The organism is Streptomyces sp. NPDC002787, from assembly GCF_053592095.1.
In genome coordinates this window covers 56,704-71,967 of record NZ_JBSFVC010000034.1, presented here as the reverse complement: position 1 = coordinate 71,967, position 15,264 = coordinate 56,704, and the positions used below count along the sequence as shown (strand labels likewise).

At 72.1% G+C, this 15,264-nt stretch carries 15 protein-coding genes; 8 read left to right on the top strand and 7 right to left on the bottom strand.

Translation table 11 applies throughout. The features are described 5' to 3' along the window. Positions 1 to 469 precede the first annotated feature (469 nt). Positions 470 to 1,114, bottom strand: coding sequence for a class I SAM-dependent methyltransferase (locus ACWD26_RS36240; protein WP_451276638.1), 645 nt, complete (start codon positions 1,112 to 1,114; stop codon positions 470 to 472). Positions 1,115 to 1,391: 277 nt separating this feature from the next. Between ACWD26_RS36240 and ACWD26_RS36235 the strand changes: the two genes are divergently transcribed. From ACWD26_RS36235 to ACWD26_RS36225, 3 genes are all read left to right on the top strand, one after another. After that, complete coding sequence (locus ACWD26_RS36235) at positions 1,392 to 2,600, top strand: T4 RnlA family RNA ligase (protein WP_451276636.1); 1,209 nt, start codon at positions 1,392 to 1,394, stop codon at positions 2,598 to 2,600. A gap of 2 nt (positions 2,601 to 2,602) precedes the next feature. Further along, positions 2,603 to 3,526 (top strand): phosphatase domain-containing protein, encoded by a 924-nt coding sequence (locus ACWD26_RS36230; RefSeq protein ID WP_451276634.1) that lies wholly within the window; start codon positions 2,603 to 2,605, stop codon positions 3,524 to 3,526. Between the two features lie 117 nt (positions 3,527 to 3,643). Beyond that, positions 3,644 to 4,966 carry a DEAD/DEAH box helicase gene (locus ACWD26_RS36225; RefSeq protein ID WP_451276632.1) on the top strand — a complete coding sequence of 441 codons (1,323 nt, stop codon included), beginning with the start codon at positions 3,644 to 3,646 and terminating at the stop codon, positions 4,964 to 4,966. Between the two features lie 49 nt (positions 4,967 to 5,015). On the opposite strand, the gene ACWD26_RS36220 is transcribed toward ACWD26_RS36225, so the two are convergent. Then, positions 5,016 to 7,934, bottom strand: coding sequence for an ATP-binding protein (locus tag ACWD26_RS36220; protein ID WP_451276630.1), 2,919 nt, complete (start codon positions 7,932 to 7,934; stop codon positions 5,016 to 5,018). 288 nt (positions 7,935 to 8,222) lie between these two features. Between ACWD26_RS36220 and ACWD26_RS36215 the strand changes: the two genes are divergently transcribed. Together ACWD26_RS36215 and ACWD26_RS36210 are read left to right on the top strand one after the other, a co-directional pair. Then, positions 8,223 to 8,729 (top strand): pyridoxamine 5'-phosphate oxidase family protein, encoded by a 507-nt coding sequence (locus ACWD26_RS36215; protein WP_451276628.1) that lies wholly within the window; start codon positions 8,223 to 8,225, stop codon positions 8,727 to 8,729. 48 nt (positions 8,730 to 8,777) lie between these two features. Continuing rightward, complete coding sequence (locus ACWD26_RS36210) at positions 8,778 to 9,254, top strand: iron chaperone (protein ID WP_451276627.1); 477 nt, start codon at positions 8,778 to 8,780, stop codon at positions 9,252 to 9,254. Here ACWD26_RS36210 and ACWD26_RS36205 read toward each other — a convergent pair. The 5 genes from ACWD26_RS36205 to ACWD26_RS36185 form a co-directional block, all read right to left on the bottom strand. Continuing rightward, complete coding sequence (locus ACWD26_RS36205) at positions 9,143 to 9,598, bottom strand: RraA family protein (protein WP_451276625.1); 456 nt, start codon at positions 9,596 to 9,598, stop codon at positions 9,143 to 9,145. The genes ACWD26_RS36210 and ACWD26_RS36205 overlap by 112 nt on opposite strands. Before the next feature lie 17 nt (positions 9,599 to 9,615). Beyond that, entirely contained in the window at positions 9,616 to 10,701 is a 1,086-nt protein-coding gene (locus ACWD26_RS36200) for an isocitrate/isopropylmalate dehydrogenase family protein (protein ID WP_451276623.1), read from the bottom strand. Between the two features lie 78 nt (positions 10,702 to 10,779). Then, positions 10,780 to 11,604 (bottom strand): sugar phosphate isomerase/epimerase family protein, encoded by an 825-nt coding sequence (locus ACWD26_RS36195; protein ID WP_451276621.1) that lies wholly within the window; start codon positions 11,602 to 11,604, stop codon positions 10,780 to 10,782. Beyond that, positions 11,601 to 12,302, bottom strand: coding sequence for an aspartate/glutamate racemase family protein (locus ACWD26_RS36190; protein ID WP_451276619.1), 702 nt, complete (start codon positions 12,300 to 12,302; stop codon positions 11,601 to 11,603). Before ACWD26_RS36190 ends, ACWD26_RS36195 begins: the two co-directional genes overlap by 4 nt. 180 nt (positions 12,303 to 12,482) lie before the next feature. Next, on the bottom strand, positions 12,483 to 13,199 hold the full coding sequence (locus tag ACWD26_RS36185; protein ID WP_451276617.1) for a FadR/GntR family transcriptional regulator: 717 nt from the start codon (positions 13,197 to 13,199) through the stop codon (positions 12,483 to 12,485). A 476-nt stretch (positions 13,200 to 13,675) separates the two neighbouring features. Here ACWD26_RS36185 and ACWD26_RS36180 point away from each other — a divergent pair, with 476 nt between their 5' ends. The 3 genes from ACWD26_RS36180 (at position 13,676) to ACWD26_RS36170 (ending at position 15,257) form a co-directional block, all read left to right on the top strand. Beyond that, positions 13,676 to 13,798 carry a hypothetical protein gene (locus tag ACWD26_RS36180; protein WP_451276616.1) on the top strand — a complete coding sequence of 41 codons (123 nt, stop codon included), beginning with the start codon at positions 13,676 to 13,678 and terminating at the stop codon, positions 13,796 to 13,798. A 412-nt stretch (positions 13,799 to 14,210) separates the two neighbouring features. Continuing rightward, positions 14,211 to 14,684: a hypothetical protein gene (locus ACWD26_RS36175; protein WP_451276614.1), complete on the top strand. Its 474-nt coding sequence runs from the start codon at positions 14,211 to 14,213 to the stop codon at positions 14,682 to 14,684. A gap of 54 nt (positions 14,685 to 14,738) precedes the next feature. Next, on the top strand, positions 14,739 to 15,257 hold the full coding sequence (locus ACWD26_RS36170; protein WP_451276612.1) for a hypothetical protein: 519 nt from the start codon (positions 14,739 to 14,741) through the stop codon (positions 15,255 to 15,257). The last annotated feature ends 7 nt before the right edge of the window (positions 15,258 to 15,264 follow it).

The following is a 15,264-nucleotide window of genomic DNA, read 5'->3' as shown; positions in this document are numbered from 1 at the left end:
TCCCAGCTGGTGGTTCGGTGACCCGAAGTGGGTGACCTGTTGTCCTCCACCCTGGAAATCGCTGGCCAGGGGCGGTATGAGGGGGAGTGCGGGAGCAGTCGCGCCACTCCAGGGGAGAGAATCGTGGGCATGACGAGCACTTGAAGAGAACGGAACGGCTGGCAGCCCTGGCGGAAGGTAAGTACCTGGGACACGGTCGCCGACGGAGAGCGGCGGATCTGCGCCGTCTGCGGGACGCCTGTCCGCTCGTACACGTACCGCTTCCATCCGCCCGAGTCCGCCATGTTCGAGCGCTGCGTCGGGCTCGCGTGGTGTTCCGGCTGCCGGATCTACTGCGGTTCGATGGTGCGCGTTCCGCGCGAGGAGGTCCTCGTCGATCCGCTGGCCTCGCTGCCCGACGACCTACGGGAACGCCTCGTACGGAGCGAAACCAAGCTGATCGAATTCCTGGAACGGCAGGCCAGGGGTGTCAGCGGGGGGTGGCAGGACGGCCCTGTGAGAGGGAGTGCACGCTGACGGCGTAGCCGCAGCCCGCGCGGTAGGGGTCGCCGCCCCATGTGGCGAAGCGCTGCCGCAAGGTCAGTCCGGTCTGTGCGCACCAGTGGTCGAAATCCGGCAGTGTCACTGTCGGTTCCGGCAGCGGCAGGTGTTCCGCGTCCAGTCCCATGCCGGTGATCAGCAGTCCGCCGGGACGCAGTACGGCGGCCAGTTGCCGGACGACCGCCGCTTCGGTGCCGGGGGCCAGCAGGGGGATGACGTTTCCGGCGGCGAGCGCCAGGTCGAAGCCGGGTTCCAGCGGGAGGCTGTCCAGGTGGGCCAGGTCCCCGTGGAGCCATTCGAGTGCGGGGGCGTCGCGGTGGGCGACGGCGAGCATGGAGCGGTCGACGTCCACGCCCGTGCAGTGGTGGCCCAGCTCGGCGAGCCGGATCGCGACCCGTCCGGTGCCGCAGCCGGCATCGAGGACCCGGGAGGCGGGTTCCAGCAGCGCGGCGCAGAAGGCGGCCTCGCCGTGGACGTCGTGGCCCGATTCAGCGAGCCGCGCGAACCGTCGCGCGTACTCCTCTCCGGCTTGTCCACCCGTCAGTTCCGCCCAGCGGTCGCTCGGCTCTGTCATGTCGTGCGTGCCTTCCGGTCGACCCTGCGCCTGTGGAGCGGCGAGGGCGGTGCCCTCGCGCATTCCTATCGTAGGGAGGGGGCCTCACCGACTGCGAAAGATCCACAGGGCGGATGCGAAGGCGGGTCGATCGCCGGCCGGGCCGGGGCCCTCGCGCAGGCGGACCATGGCCGGCGTGTGCTGTGACCTGTTCCTCTTCTCTCGGGCCCCGCGAAAAATCCGGTGTGCGCAGGACCTCCCGCGCGTGACAATCAGGGACCAGCAAGGGGAGGAACACATGAGCCAGGCCTACCTGACTCTTCATGAGCTGCTGCCGCCGCATGAGTTGGCGGCGGCGCTCGACGCGGGGCACGTCACGCGCAAGCCGCACCCGGAACTGCCGCTGTCCATCTACACGTACACGAGGACATGCCAGTACGAGCGGGTGTGGAACCGGGTGACCACGCGCTGCCGCGGTCTCGTGGCCGACGACGGTACCGGGGAGATCGTCGCGCTTCCGCTGCCGAAGTTCTTCAACGTCGGTGAGCACGAGGCCGGTCAGCCGTACGCCCCCAGCCTCCCGGACGAGCCGTTCGAGGTGTACGACAAGGTCGACGGCAGCCTGGCGGTGATCTTCCACTACGCCGGCCGGTGGCGGGTCGCGTCCAAGGGGTCGTTCGTCAGCGTCCAGGCCACCTGGGCGCAGCGGCTGCTCGACGGGAAGGACACCTCCGGGCTCGTGCCCGGGGTGACGTACCTGGCCGAGATCCTGTACCCGGAGAACCGGATCGTCGTGGACTACGGCGACCGTCGTGACGTGGTGCTGCTGGCCGCGTTCGCCAAGGACGGCACCGAAGTCGCCCTGGCGGAGGCCGCGGTCGGCTGGGGCGGCATCGGCTCGGTCGTCACCGTCCGGCCCGCCGTGCCGCTCGACGAGCTGCTGGCGATGACCGAGGGCAACCGGCTGCCCGATGGCGTGGCGGCCACCGGCACCGACGCGGAGGGCTTCGTGCTGCGCTTCGCCTCGGGTGTACGGGCCAAGGCCAAGTTCGCCGAGTACGTGCGGCTCCACAAGGTGCTCACCGGTGTCACCGAGCGGGACATCTGGCGCGGTCACGGCATCCAGCGCTTCGCGGGTCTGCCCGCCAAGCAGGTGGCCCAGGCGCTGAACTGCTCGGCCGGAGACGTCGTCACCTCCGGTGGCCGCCCTCTGGACGCGCTGCTGGAGCAGGTGCCCGACGAGTTCGACGCCTGGGTGCGCGGTGTCGTCGCGGGGATCGAGAAGCAGGTGGCGGACCGTGAGCAGGCGATCGACGAGGCGTTTCGGTCGCTCGCGCATCTCGCCGGCGACCGGGCGGCCTTCGCCCGCGCGGTGCGGGAACTGCCCGACGCCGCCGTGCGTCCGGCCATGTTCCTGCGCCTGGACGGGCGCCCGACCGAACTCGTGACGTACCGTTCCACCCGGCCGGAGGCGTCCGACCCGTTCAAGACCGACGAGGAGGACTGACCGTGCCCGTGGTACACGTCATGACGGGGCTGCCCGCCTCGGGGAAGACGACCGCCGCGCGCAGGCTGCAGGCTGAGTCCGAGGGCCGGATGCGCCGGGTCAACCTCGACGATCTGCGGGCGATGCTCGACATCCCGGTGCCCGAGGGGTCCGAGCGCGGCCGGTCGTACGCGCACGAGCAGACCGTGCTGGCGATCCAGGACGCGGCGGTGCGGGCGGCCGTCGACGGTGGTTTCGACGTCGTCGTGGACAACACGCACATGACGCCGCACATACCGAAGCGGCTGAAGGCGGCGGTGGCGGGGCAGGCCACCTTCGTCGTGCACGACTTCACCGACGTACCGGTGGAGGAGTGCGTACGGCGCGACGCCGAACGGGAGAGGCCCGTCGGTGAGGAGATCATCCGGATCCTCGCCGACAAGCACACGAAGTCCCGCAAGGGCGGCTGGCGGCTCACCGCGGAGTGGCTGAACGACGAGCCCTCCGTCGAGCCCTACACGGCCGACCCGGCGCTTCCCTCTGCGGTCATGTGCGACATCGACGGCACGCTCGCCCTCCGGGGCGATCGGGGCGCCTACGACTTCACGCGCTGCGAGGAGGACCTGCTCAACGTGTCGGTGCGCGGGGCACTGCGCTCCTTCCGGAGCGCCGACGGCGATGTCGTCGTCCTGCTCTCCGGCCGGGGTGAGGAGCACCGAGGCCGGACAGAGTCGTGGCTGCGTGCGCACGAGGTCCCGTACGACGAGCTTTGGATGCGGGCCGTCGGCGACCACCGCCGCGACGACGTGGTGAAGGCCGAGCTCTTCGACCGGCATGTGCGCCACCGCTTCGCCGTACGGGTCTCCCTCGACGACCGCGACCGGGTCGTCGCCGTGTGGCGCCGCATGGGGCTGCCGACCTGGCAGGTCAACTACGGCAACTTCTAGCCGACGGGCGTCCGGGCGCCCACTGGTAAAATGGGGGCACGCTTCGCACCGCCGGGGCCCGTACCGATCGGTACGGGCCCCGGCGCGTTCCGGGCGACCAGACACGAAAGGTTCCCCATGAACGCGAAGCCGCCGGCCGAGTCCTTCGACGTACTCGGCCTGCCGCCGGAGTTGCTGGAGACGATGACGGGCCTCGGGGTGACGGAGCCCTTCCCGATCCAGGCGGCGACCCTCCCGGGCGCGCTGACGGGCCGTGATGTCCTCGGCCGGGCGCGGACCGGCTCGGGCAAGACGCTGGCGTTCGGGCTCGCGCTGCTCGTCCGGACGGCCGGCCTGCGAGCGGCCTCCAAGCGGCCCCTCGCGCTGGTCCTGGTTCCCACCCGGGAACTCGCGCAGCAGGTGAGCGACGCGCTGGAGCCGTACGCGCGGACGCTGAAGGTGCGGCTGGCGACGGTGGTCGGCGGGCTGTCGATCAACAAGCAGTCGGCGCTGCTGAGGACCGGCGTCGAGGTGGTCGTCGCGACGCCGGGGCGGTTGGCCGATCTGGTGTCGCGCCGGGACTGCCACCTGGACCAGGTGCGGATCACGGTGCTGGACGAGGCGGACCAGATGTGCGACCTGGGGTTCCTGCCGCAGGTCTCGGAGATCCTGGACCAGGTCCGCTCCGACGGGCAGCGGCTGCTGTTCTCGGCCACGCTCGACCGGGACGTCGACCAGTTGGTGCGCACCTATCTGCACGATCCGGTTCTCGCCTCGGTCGACCGGGTCGCCGGGTCGGTCGCCACGATGGAACACCATGTGCTGAACATCCACCCCGCCGACAAGTACGCGACCGCGACCGAGATCGCCGCGCGGGACGGCCGGGTGCTGATGTTCCTGGACACCAAGGCCGGGGTGGACCGGTTCACTCGTCATCTGCGGGCCAGCGGCGTACGGGCCGGGGCCCTGCACAGTGGGAAGTCGCAGCCTCAACGCACGCATACGCTCGGTCAGTTCAAGGACGGTGAGATCAGCGTGCTGGTGGCCACCGACGTGGCGGCGCGGGGCATTCACATCGACGCGCTCGACCTCGTCGTCAACGTCGACCCGCCTGCCGACGCCAAGGCCTACCTGCACCGGGGCGGGCGCACCGCGCGCGCCGGGGAGTCCGGGAACGTGGTCACGCTGGTCACCCCCGACCAGCGGCGCGACGTGAACCGGCTGATGTCCGACGCCGGGATCCGCCCGACGGTGACACAGGTACGTTCCGGCGAGGAGAAGCTGACCGCCATCACCGGGGCGAAACGCCCGCCGACCGGGACGAAGTCCACCAGCGGCAACGCCCCCTTCCGCGGCCTCGGCAACCGCACGGGCCGCCCCGCGAAGGAGTCCCGCAAGGCCGCCGAGGCCCGCAAGGCGGCGGAAGCGCGGGCGGCGGCGCGGGTGCGCAGGGGCCGCTGACGCCTCGCACCGGCCGGGCCCGCCGAAGGGGGACGTGGCGCGGGTGTGTTCACCCCGACGTGGGAGCGAGGCCGAGGTCGACGAGGGCCGCCGTGCCGGTGAAGGCGTGGCCGTCGCCGGCGAGGAGGAGGGTGCGGGCCGACTGGTAGGGGCAACCGGCCGCGTCTAAGGCCGACGCGGCGGCGAGTTGGGCGGGCAGGTCACCGTCCAGGAGGGCCTGCGCCCGGTCCAGTTGGGCGGTGGCGACGGGGTTTCCGGTGACCATGCGCCGGGCGGAGTCGAGGCGGCCTTGGGCTTCGGGGTGGCCGGCGAGGACGGAAGCCTCGGCACGGAGAGCCACGTACCAGTGCAGCCAGATCCAGGAGACCCACTTCCACACCTGCTCCGGTTCCGGTGCGACGCGTTCCAGGGCCGCGTCCGGGTCACCGTGGTGGAGGAGGACCATGGCGTCGAAGACGGCGCCGTAGCCGTGGTGGTGTTCCGCCGCCGTGCCCGCCTGCTCGACGACATCGAGCCAGGCCGCCCGGGCGTCGTGGTCGCCGCGCAGGCCGTGGATCATGGCGACGGACGCCGCGGCCGGGCCCAGCGAGAACGACCGCCGGCGGCCGCCGCGCTGCCACGCGTCGAGGAAGCGGGCGCTGCCGGTGAGTACGTCGTCGGCGCGGCCGGCGAACGCGTCCGCGACCAGGAGCCAGGACGAGGCGTGGTGTTCCACCTCGGCGAACAGCGGGTGGCCGGCGAGTTGTCCGCCCCATCGGCGGGCCTGCGGCAACGCGCCCACGCCCAGGGCGGTTCCGGCGGCCATGGCGAGGGCGTCCATCCGCTCGTGCGTCACGGCGGGGGTGTGTGGCAGCGGAGCCAGGACGTCGATACGACGCCGGGCGGCGGCCGCCGCGCCGAAGGGATCACCGGCCCAGGTCCGCGCGCCGGACAGCGCGTCGAGGGCGGCGGACTCGGCCACCGGGTCGCCCGCCCGGCGGGCGAGCTCGACGGCTCGCTCGGCGTGGCCGACCGTCTCGTGCGCGGTGTTGTCCGCGTCTCCCTGAACCGCGCCGTAGGCATCCGCGACCACCGCGGCTTCAGCCAGGGCTACGGCCGCCGCGGTGGCCGGGTCGAGGGCCGGGGCGGCAGAGGTGTCAGGGGGCACGAGGGCAGGTGGAACGGCAGGCGCCTCGGCAGGCGAAGCGGTCGACGGGCCGACGGCGCCGGAGAGCTCTCGGGCCGCTGTGAGCAGGGCCGTCACCTCGCCCACGGCCGGGATCCGCTTGAACTCGCTGGAGAAGCGGTACGCGACGGTGGCGGCCGCCGCCAGGTCGCGGGCCGCGGCGGCGGTGTCACCGGCTCGGCGGGCGGCCTCCGCCGCGGCCAGGTGCAGGCGGAACATGTCGTCACCGAGCCTGCGGCAGCCGGCCACGCCGGCGGCCTCCCGCAGCGCCGCGGCACCGGCGCCAGGGCCGGTCGCGGCACCGGCCGCACCGGCGACCCGGGCGGCGGCGTCGGCGAGTGCGGCCGCCTGTTCGTAGCGTTGCTGGGACTCGGCCAGCTGATTGCGGGTGAAGGTCAGTTCGGCCAGCGTGAGGGCGAGCCGGTGGGCTCGCGTCCGCTGTTCCGGCCGGTCGGCGGACCGGGCGAGGGCCGCTCGGAGGTCGTCGGCCACCGCGTCGAACCGCGCGCGCCGGTCCTCGCCTTCGGCTCCCGTGAGGCCCGTCGCCCCGGCCAGGCACCAGTCCAGGTGGCGGGATCGGACGTCCGTCAGCTCATCGGCTTCGGCGAGCCGCTCCGTGCCGTACTGGCGGATGGTCTCCAGCGCCTGGTAGCGGGTGCCGGTGGCGGACGGTATCGCGGTGAGCAGGCTCTGTTCGGCGAGCCTGCCGAGCCCGTCGGCGACCGCGGCCGGATCCAGCGGCGCGAACCCGGCGACATCGGTGGCGGCCCCGGCCGTGAACGGCATGACGAACACCGAGATCCGGCGCAGCAGCGCCCGGTCGCGCGGCTCCAGCAGGGCGTGGCTCCAGTCCAGTGCCGCCCGCACCGACCGGTGGCGGTCGTCCGCGCGGGGGCCACCCGCGAGGATCCGCAGCTGGTCGGAGAGGCCTGCCGTGAGCCCGTCGAGTCCGAGGGTGGGCCACCGGGCCGCAGCCAGCTCGATGGCCAGGGCCATGCCGTCGAGGCGTTCACAGATGGCCGCGATCCGGTCACGTACCGCCGGATCCGGTGGCAGGCCGACCGCCGCCGCCCGCTCCAGGAACAGGGTCACGGCCTCCGACTCGGCGCCGCCGTCCCAGGACAGCGGTGGCACCGGGAAGACCCATTCGAACGGCACCATCAGCCGGGCCCGGCTCGTCGCGAGCACGCGCAGCCTCGGGCAGGCGACCAGCAGCCGTTCCAGGAACGGCGCCACCCCGTCCCGTATCTGCTCACAGTTGTCCAGGACCAGCAGCGCCTGGCGGTCCGCCAGTGCGGCGAGCAGCGACTCGTCGACACCGCGCCCGGGCTGTTCGCCCGTCCCCACGGCCGCCGCGATCGCCGCTCCCACGCGCCCGGGGTCGGTGACCGGGGCCAGGTCGACGAACCAGACGCCGTCGGCGAACTCGTCGGCCGTCTCCGCCGCCACGGCCAGCGCGAGCCTGGTCTTGCCCACGCCGCCCGGGCCGACCGCGGTCACCTGCCGGCGGGTCTTCACCGCCTCGGCCAGCTCCGCGCGTTCCCGTACCCGGCCGATGAACGCGGTCAGCGGTACGGGGAGGGCGGGTGGCGTACGCGGCCGGTCGGGGCGGGCGAGTTCGGCCGCGCGCCGGGAGAGTGCCCGGCGGTCCGGCTCGTCGAGCTTGCGCAGCAGGGCGGAGACGTGTGACTCGACCGTGCGGACGGAGATGAACAGCCGCGCGGAGATCTCCGCGTTGCTGAGGTGCTCTCCGAGCAGCGTGAGCACTTCGGCTTCCCGAGCCGAGACCTCTGGACTGGACACCGCCTCATTATCCGGTCCCCTCCGACGGTCGCCGTACCGGTTTTCCGGGGCGGTCTCCGTGCTGGTGCTACGCATCGTCTTCGCATCGGCCTCCCCATCGGTCTCCGCATCGGTCTCCGTGGCGTTCTGCGTGGCGTTCTCCGTGGCGTTCTCCGTGCGTTCTCCGTGGTGGTTTCCGTGGTCGCCACGGAGGTGGGCCGTTGGTCGGCCGGGAGAGGGTGTGACCACGGCGATCGAGCCCGGCGGGAGACGGCGGGGCGATCGTGGCCCACGACCACAGGAGTGACCATGACCGGTTCGTCCGCCCAGGGATCCACCGTTCTCGGCCCGTCGCGGGAGCGGACGAGCGCCGGTCCGCGCCCCCGCGCCGTGCGTCGCCATGACACCGAGCGGCGGCTCGCCCATGACGTCGACGTCTGGGTGGCCAGTGCCTCGGTGGACGGCGTGCCGTATCTGGTGCCGCTGTCCTTCGACTGGGACGGAGAGACGCTGTTGGTGGCCACCCCGGCCGGCAGCCCGACGGGCAGGAACCTGGCCGCCGGCCGGACCACCCGGCTGGGGCTCGGCCCCACGCGCGACGTGTCCATGATCGAGGGCGATGTCGAGGTCCTGGAGATCGACGCGCTTCCTCGGGAGCGAGGCGACCGGTTCGCCGCGCGCACCGGCTTCGACCCGCGTACGTCGGCCACGTCCTACCGCTGGTTCCGTGTCACCCCGCGCCGCGTCCAGGCCTGGCGCGAGGCGGACGAGTTGACGGGACGTGAGCTGATGCGCGACGGCCACTGGCTCGGCTGACCCGCACGATTCGAGAACGATCAGACCGTACGAGGAAGGAAACACGCCATGACGAACACGCGCGAGACCACCCGGAGCGGCAGCACGGCCGACCGGAAGTTCGACGGGTTCACCGCCGAGGAACGTGACGCGATGAAGGAGCACGCCCAGGAGCTGAAAGCGTCCGCGCGGCGGAGCCCGCGCACGGCCAAGGCGGACGGGGAGAGCGACGTACGCGCGAAGATCGCCGGGATGACGGACGCCGACCGGGTGCTCGCCGAGCGGCTGCACGAGATCGTCAGGTCCGCCGCACCGGACCTCTCGCCGAAGCTCTGGTACGGGATGCCCGCGTACGCGAGGAACGGCAAGGTCGTCTGCTTCTTCCAGAGCGCGCAGAAGTTCAAGACCCGGTACGCCACGCTCGGCTTCAGCGATCAGGCGCGGCTCGACGACGGCGCCCTGTGGCCCACCACGTACGCCCTGACGGAGCTGACTGCCGACACGGAGACACGGGTCGCCGAGCTCATCCGGAAGGCGGCGGGCTGAGCGCTGCCGTCAGGCCGGTCGCGTGGGAGGAGGACGATGCCGTCGTCGTCCGCGTCGCGGACGGCGCCGTGCAGGAAGAGACCGGCCCAGCCGTTCTCCTGTGCGGCGGTGGCGATGAGGTCGCCGACCAGTGCGGTGCGCGGGGACGCGCTGCCGTCGACGACGAGGACGTGTCCGTCGCCCGGGGTGCGCAGCAGTTCGCGCAGGAGTCCGTTGTCCTCGTGGCAGACGACGGTGCGAGCGCGGCGGCCTGCTCGCAGGTGATCTCGCCTCGGCCGGGCCCGTGCTACGGCCGTCCCGGCCCCGCCCCGACCCGAGCCGTGCCGTGCCGTGCCACGGGACAAGGCCCGGTCCCGGCCGGTCAGTTCTGGCCGGCGCCGGTCTCGATTGCCTTCACGACGGCCGTCGTGAACTCCGTGGTCGTCGCGGAGCCGCCGAGGTCACGCGTGGACGTGCCCGAGGCGATGGTTCGGGCGACGCCCGCCTCGACGGTCTGCGCGACCTTGGCGAGGGCGGGGTCCTGGTGGCGGGCGGAGAGCCACTGGAAGAGCATCGCGCCGGAGAGGATCATCGCGACGGGGTTGGCGATGTTCTGCCCGGCGATGTCGGGGGCGGAGCCGTGGGACGCCTGGGCCATGGCTCGGTCGGCGGAGGCGTTGATGGAGGGGGCGGTGCCGAGGGAACCGCTGATCTCGCCGGCGAGGTCGGAGAGGATGTCGCCGAACATGTTCTCGGTGACGATCACGTCGAAGTCCTGGGCGCGGCGCACCAGATGGACGGTCATGGCGTCGATGTGGAAGTCGTCGACGACGACGTCCGGGTATTCCCGCGCGACTTCCTCGCACACCGTACGGAACAGGCCGGTGGTCAGCTTCAGGACGTTCGCCTTGTGGACGATCGTGAGCTTCTTGCGGCGCGAGCGGGCCAGGTCGAAGGCGACGCGGGCGACGCGTTCGGTGGCGGCGCGGGTGATGATGCCCATCGCGATGGCCACACCCTCGACGGGGCTGAACTCACCGGTGCCGGCGTAGGTGTTGCGGTCGGCGTAGAAGCCCTCGGTGTTCTCGCGGACGATGACCAGGTCGGCGCTGTCGCAGACGGCCTTCGCGCCGGGGAAGCTCTTCGCCGGGCGGATGTTGGCGAACAGCTGGAAGTGCTTGCGCAGGGTGCCCGACGGGTTGAGGGCCGACTTGTGCGGCTCGGGGTAGGACACCGAGTCGTGCGGGCCCAGATACCAGCCGTCGAGGTCGGCGAGCGCCGCCTTGGTCTCCTCGGGGACCGGCGTGCCGTGTGTGTCGATGGCGCCGGCGCCGAGTGGCAGGGTCACCCAGTCGATGTCGACGCCCGCGGCCGTCGCGGCTGCCGTGGCGATCTCGACGGACGAGGGGACGATCTCGGGGCCGATGCCGTCGCCCTCCAGGACACCCAGGCGGTAGGCGGTGCTCATGAGCGGTTCCTCTCCGGTCGCTGGTGCGAAGGGGCTGTGCGGGCGGGGTGTGCGGGCGGGGTGCGGGCGGGTGTCAGGTCAGGGCCGAGGCGGCTTCGTGCAGGGCGGTCCGGGAGCGGGCGGCAGCGCGGACACTGTCGCCGTCCTGGGTGTGCTCCAGGGTGAGCCAGCCGGTGAAGTCGCCCTCGCGCAGCGCTCGCAGCAGGTCGGGCAGCCGGTGGTCCCCACCGTGAGGGGGCCGCGGCCGGTGGTGGAGGCGAGTTGCAGGCAGCGCGTCGTCGGGGCGTGTGTGGCGATCGCCTCCACCGCCTCGATGCCCTCCTGCTCCAGGTGATACGTGTCCAGCACCAGACCGGTGGGCGCCTCGACGGTGGCGGCGTAGGCGAGGGCCTGCTCCGGGGTGTTCCACAGGGAGGTGTGGGTGCGGGTCTGGGGTTCGATCAGCAGCCGGGTTCCCAGCTCCGCCGCCTCGGCGGCGAGACGGCGTACGGCCTGCTCGGCCCACTGCCGCTGGAGGTCTGCGAGGCCCGGCAGAAAAGTGCTGCGGGTTCGGCCCAGGGTGAGCGGCACGCCGAGTGCCGCGGCCAGGCGGGCCGCGCCGAGCAGACGGTCGAGGGCGTGTCCACGCACCTCCGAGGCGGGATCGGTCAGGGTCAGCCCGTCCTGCGCTGCGACGGGTCCGGTACCCAGGCCCACGATCCGCAGGCCGGTCGGGCCGACCGCCTCGCTCAGACGCTCCGCGTCGCGCGCGTCGACGTCGCGGACCTGGACTTCCAGGGCGTCGTAGCCGAGCTCGGCCAGGTGCCGTGCGGCCTCGGCGAGCGGGGCGGTGAACCCGAGCGGCACGGGGGTGCGGCAGTCGTCGGACGAGACCGTGTAGGCCAGCGGCCGGTCGAGGCTCATGAGGTGGCCTCGACGGGTGCGGGCACCCGCGGCAGCAGGGTGGCGCGCAGTTCCCGGGCGGCGGCGCCGGCGCCGGCCAGGACGGGCAGGCCCAGCAGGTCGGACAGGTACGGTCCGGCCGGGGCCAGGGAGTACTGCGCGAGCAGCACGGCCTGGGTGTCGTCGGCGCCGGTGGCGTGCAGGGTTTCGGCCAGGTGCTGCGCGGCCTGCTGCGGGGTGTCCGCCGTGGCGGCGGCTTCACTGAGTGCGGTGATGATGTGCGCGGGGTGGTTGCCGGACAGCCTGGCGGCCAGCGCGTCCAGCTGGCTCCGGGCCGCCGGGACCGCAGGCGGCGTGGAGGCCACGAGGGCGAGCCGCCGGCAGGGGCCGCTGAGCGCGGCCCGGAACATCGACTCGTCCGACTTCAGGATGGGTACGTCCCACATCTCGCGTGCCAGGTCGACGACTTCGCCGTACGAGGAGCAGGTCAGCAGTACGCCGCGCGCGCCGCCTTCCACGGCGTGGCCGATCAGGCGGAGCATGCGGCGACGCAGTCCCACGTCCAGGCCGCCCACGTCACGGGCGTCGTCCAGGAGTCGGTCGTCGAGCAGGTTCCACGGTCGGGCCTCGGGAAACTCCTGGGCGAACGCCTCCTGAGCGATCCGGGCGCCTGCGGGAACGGCGTGGATCATGGCGATCAGCGGTGGGTGGTCGAGCACCGGGTTTCCCCTCCTCCGATCGGCGTCGCCGCGTGGTCGCGCTGCGGCGGCACTCTAGGCACATCCGGATAACTGGTCAACCGGTTGACCATGGGTAGGTACGGGGGTCCGCTTCCACGGACAGGAAGCTTCCCCGCCGGCGCACCGCCCCCCATCAGGACTCGGCGCACCGCTCCCTCATCAGGACTCAGCGCGCTGTTCCAGCGCCTTCAGCAGGCGGCGCGAGGCCCCTTCCATGTGCGCGGCCATCGCGGCACGCGCCGCGCCGGCGTCACCCGTCTCGACCGCCTCGAAGATCGGTACGTGGTCGGCGTAGGCGACCTCGCGGGAGCGGACCTCGCTTGTGCGTTCGACCCAGCCTCGCTGGATCATGGCGCGCATACCCTTGAGCACGTCCCGCAGAACCGTGTTGTCGGCCAGCTCCGCCAGCGCGGCGTGGAACGCGGTGTCCGCCTCGGCGAACTCCGCGTCGGGGCACTCGCGCATCTTCGCGAGTCGGGCGCGCAGCAGTTCCACCCCGGCCTCGTCACGGGCCTCGGCGGCCAGTCCCGCCACGACCACCTCCAGTTCGGCGCGTGCCTGAAGCATGTCCTTCGCGCCGCGCTCGCCGAGGACCAGGCCCAGTTCGAAGAGGCGGTAGAGGACGTCGGAGTCGGTGCCGCGGAAGTAGGTTCCGCTGGACTGACGGATCTCCAGCAGCCCCAGGAAGCCGAGGGACTTGATGGCCTCGCGCACGGTGGGGCGGTTGACCCCGAGCATCTCGGTGAGCTGACGCTCGGAGGGAATGCGGTCGCCGGGCTGCACCGCGCCGGACATCAGGTGGTCGATGAGGCGGCGCGAGACCTCGGCGGCCAGCGGTTCCCGCGGCTCGACCGTGATTCTCGAGAGTTCGGCCATGGATTCCCTCGCTTCGGTATTGACGGATCAGCCGGAAGTCTAGTTACCTACCGGCAAACCGGTAGACCGGATAGCCGCGGAGCCGGTCGTTCATCCCCCGCACGCCTGAGCCGCCTCACAGGTCCGTCGCCCTCGCGCGCCCGGCCATGTGGCGCTTTCCGTGCTTCGCCGCCGTAGTCGTGGGGCGTCCGCCCCGCGCCCCCAGCGTCGCCGTGCCGCTGGGGGTGTCCGACACAGGAGCCGTATCTGCCGTGAGCGGCCCGTCGGCCCGCCGAGAACGACCTCGCGCGTGCCGCCGGGCATCCCCCTCGTCTCGCTGATCCCGGCCCCGGCCACCCCATGACCTCGGCCGTCGCTCCCACCGCGGCCCTGCTCCTGTTCGCCGTCCTCTGCTGCGGGCTGATGATGGAAGCCAAGCTCTTCGACCCGATCTCGGCGTTCATCATCCGCGCCCCCAGGGCGACCCGGCCCGCACCGTGGTCGACACCGCCGCCCTGGCCCTGCTCGTCGCCCTCGACCGGGACGGCACCACCAGCTACATGATCGCGTGCTCCGCGTTCCTTCCCCCATTGACCGCCGCCTGGGCAGGAATCCGCTGATGTCCCCCAAGACCGAGGCGGCCGTCCGGCCGCGATCGCGGATGGCGACTCCCGCTGACCTCCGTCGACACGACGGGCCGGCTGGGCTCCGGTGACCTCACCGGCTCCGTCCATCCCGACGACCGGGCCCGTCGCGCCATCACCGACCGTCCCGCCCCGATCATCGCGGCCAGGATCGGCGCCTGGCGTACGCCACGTGGCCGCGCCACACCGCGCCACACCGCGCCCACCGCTCCCCCGGTCGAGGTGCGGGCGGACTTCGCCCCCGCGTTCGGCGACAGTGCGTTGACCTGGTCGGGTGGCGCGATGGGACGGGCACGCGAGGCGCGTTGCCCATCGGCATCCGGGCGCATGGAATGACTCGTCAATGCCCCGGATGCCGGGGCATCCGCCGTCCGCCCCGGGAGGATCCATGCCCTCTGCACATGTCCGTCGTGCCGTGACCGCCGCCCTGACCGCCATCTGCGCCTTTCCGTCCTTGTCCGCCCAGGCGTGGGCGGACACCGGGGACGAGGACATCGTGCGGGTCAAGCTGACCGGCATCACCAGCGTCGACACCAAGCCCCGGCACATCAGGGCCGGTGACAGCTGGACCACCTTCATGGAGCTGTACTCCCCGAAGAAGAAGTTCGTCGGTGACGCCAGTGCGCGGTGCAGCGCCGTCGAGGCCACCCCGAAGCAGCTGACCACCCAGTGCACGCGCGTGCTGCGTCTGAAGAAGGGGGAGATCACCCTCCACGACGTGATCACCCGCGTGGACCACTGGCCCACCACCGCCAAGACGTCCATCGCGGGCGGCACCGGCATCTACAACGACGCCGAGGGAGAGGGCTACATCACCCTGGACCGCGACCGGGTCCACTTCGATCTCCACGTCGACGACTGACGTCGCTTCCGCTCCCCCGCCCGACAGCAGGCCGGTCGTCCCTCTGGAGATTCCATGATCAATTCAGCTGTCCGCCACACCGTCGTCACCACCGCCCTCACCGCCGTGCTGGCCCTCCTTCCCGCCACAGCCGCACAGGCCGAACAGTCCGACAAGGACAACGACGTCGAGAAGGTCGAACTGTTCGGCGTCGACGTGGTGAACACGACGCCTGAGCACATCAACACCGGTGACCGGTGGGTGACCCACCAGAAGCTGTACACGGAGAAGAAGACGAAGAAGACCAAGGGGAAGAAGGCGACGAGGACCCTCCAGTACATCGGCCGAGGCGAGTCGGAGTGCGGCGCGGTCCGGGTCTCGCAGGGCGAAGTGACCGCGCAGTGCACCCGCGTGCTGCGACTGAAGAAGGGGTCGCTGACCCTCAGCGACATGATCACCTACAGTCCGCCGAAGCCGGTGACGGCCAAGACGGCCATCATCGGGGGCACCGGCCACTACAGGTCCGCCTACGGCGACGGCTACATCACCCTGGACGGTCCCCACAGCCACCTGGAACTCAACGTCGACGAATGAGGCGGGG

What these genes read in the sequence shown, in the direction of transcription:
- ACWD26_RS36235 (WP_451276636.1), top strand. Translation starts at nt 1,392, where the DNA reads ATGAGCCAGGCCTACCTGACTCTTCATGAGCTGCTGCCGCCGCATGAG.
- ACWD26_RS36170 (WP_451276612.1), top strand. Translation starts at nt 14,739, where the DNA reads ATGATCAATTCAGCTGTCCGCCACACCGTCGTCACCACCGCCCTCACC.
- ACWD26_RS36225 (WP_451276632.1), top strand. Translation starts at nt 3,644, where the DNA reads ATGAACGCGAAGCCGCCGGCCGAGTCCTTCGACGTACTCGGCCTGCCG.
- ACWD26_RS36185 (WP_451276617.1), bottom strand. Translation starts at nt 13,199, where the DNA reads ATGGCCGAACTCTCGAGAATCACGGTCGAGCCGCGGGAACCGCTGGCC.
- ACWD26_RS36195 (WP_451276621.1), bottom strand. Translation starts at nt 11,604, where the DNA reads ATGAGCCTCGACCGGCCGCTGGCCTACACGGTCTCGTCCGACGACTGC.
- ACWD26_RS36200 (WP_451276623.1), bottom strand. Translation starts at nt 10,701, where the DNA reads ATGAGCACCGCCTACCGCCTGGGTGTCCTGGAGGGCGACGGCATCGGC.
- ACWD26_RS36210 (WP_451276627.1), top strand. Translation starts at nt 8,778, where the DNA reads ATGACGAACACGCGCGAGACCACCCGGAGCGGCAGCACGGCCGACCGG.
- ACWD26_RS36175 (WP_451276614.1), top strand. Translation starts at nt 14,211, where the DNA reads ATGCCCTCTGCACATGTCCGTCGTGCCGTGACCGCCGCCCTGACCGCC.
- ACWD26_RS36240 (WP_451276638.1), bottom strand. Translation starts at nt 1,114, where the DNA reads ATGACAGAGCCGAGCGACCGCTGGGCGGAACTGACGGGTGGACAAGCC.
- ACWD26_RS36215 (WP_451276628.1), top strand. Translation starts at nt 8,223, where the DNA reads ATGACCGGTTCGTCCGCCCAGGGATCCACCGTTCTCGGCCCGTCGCGG.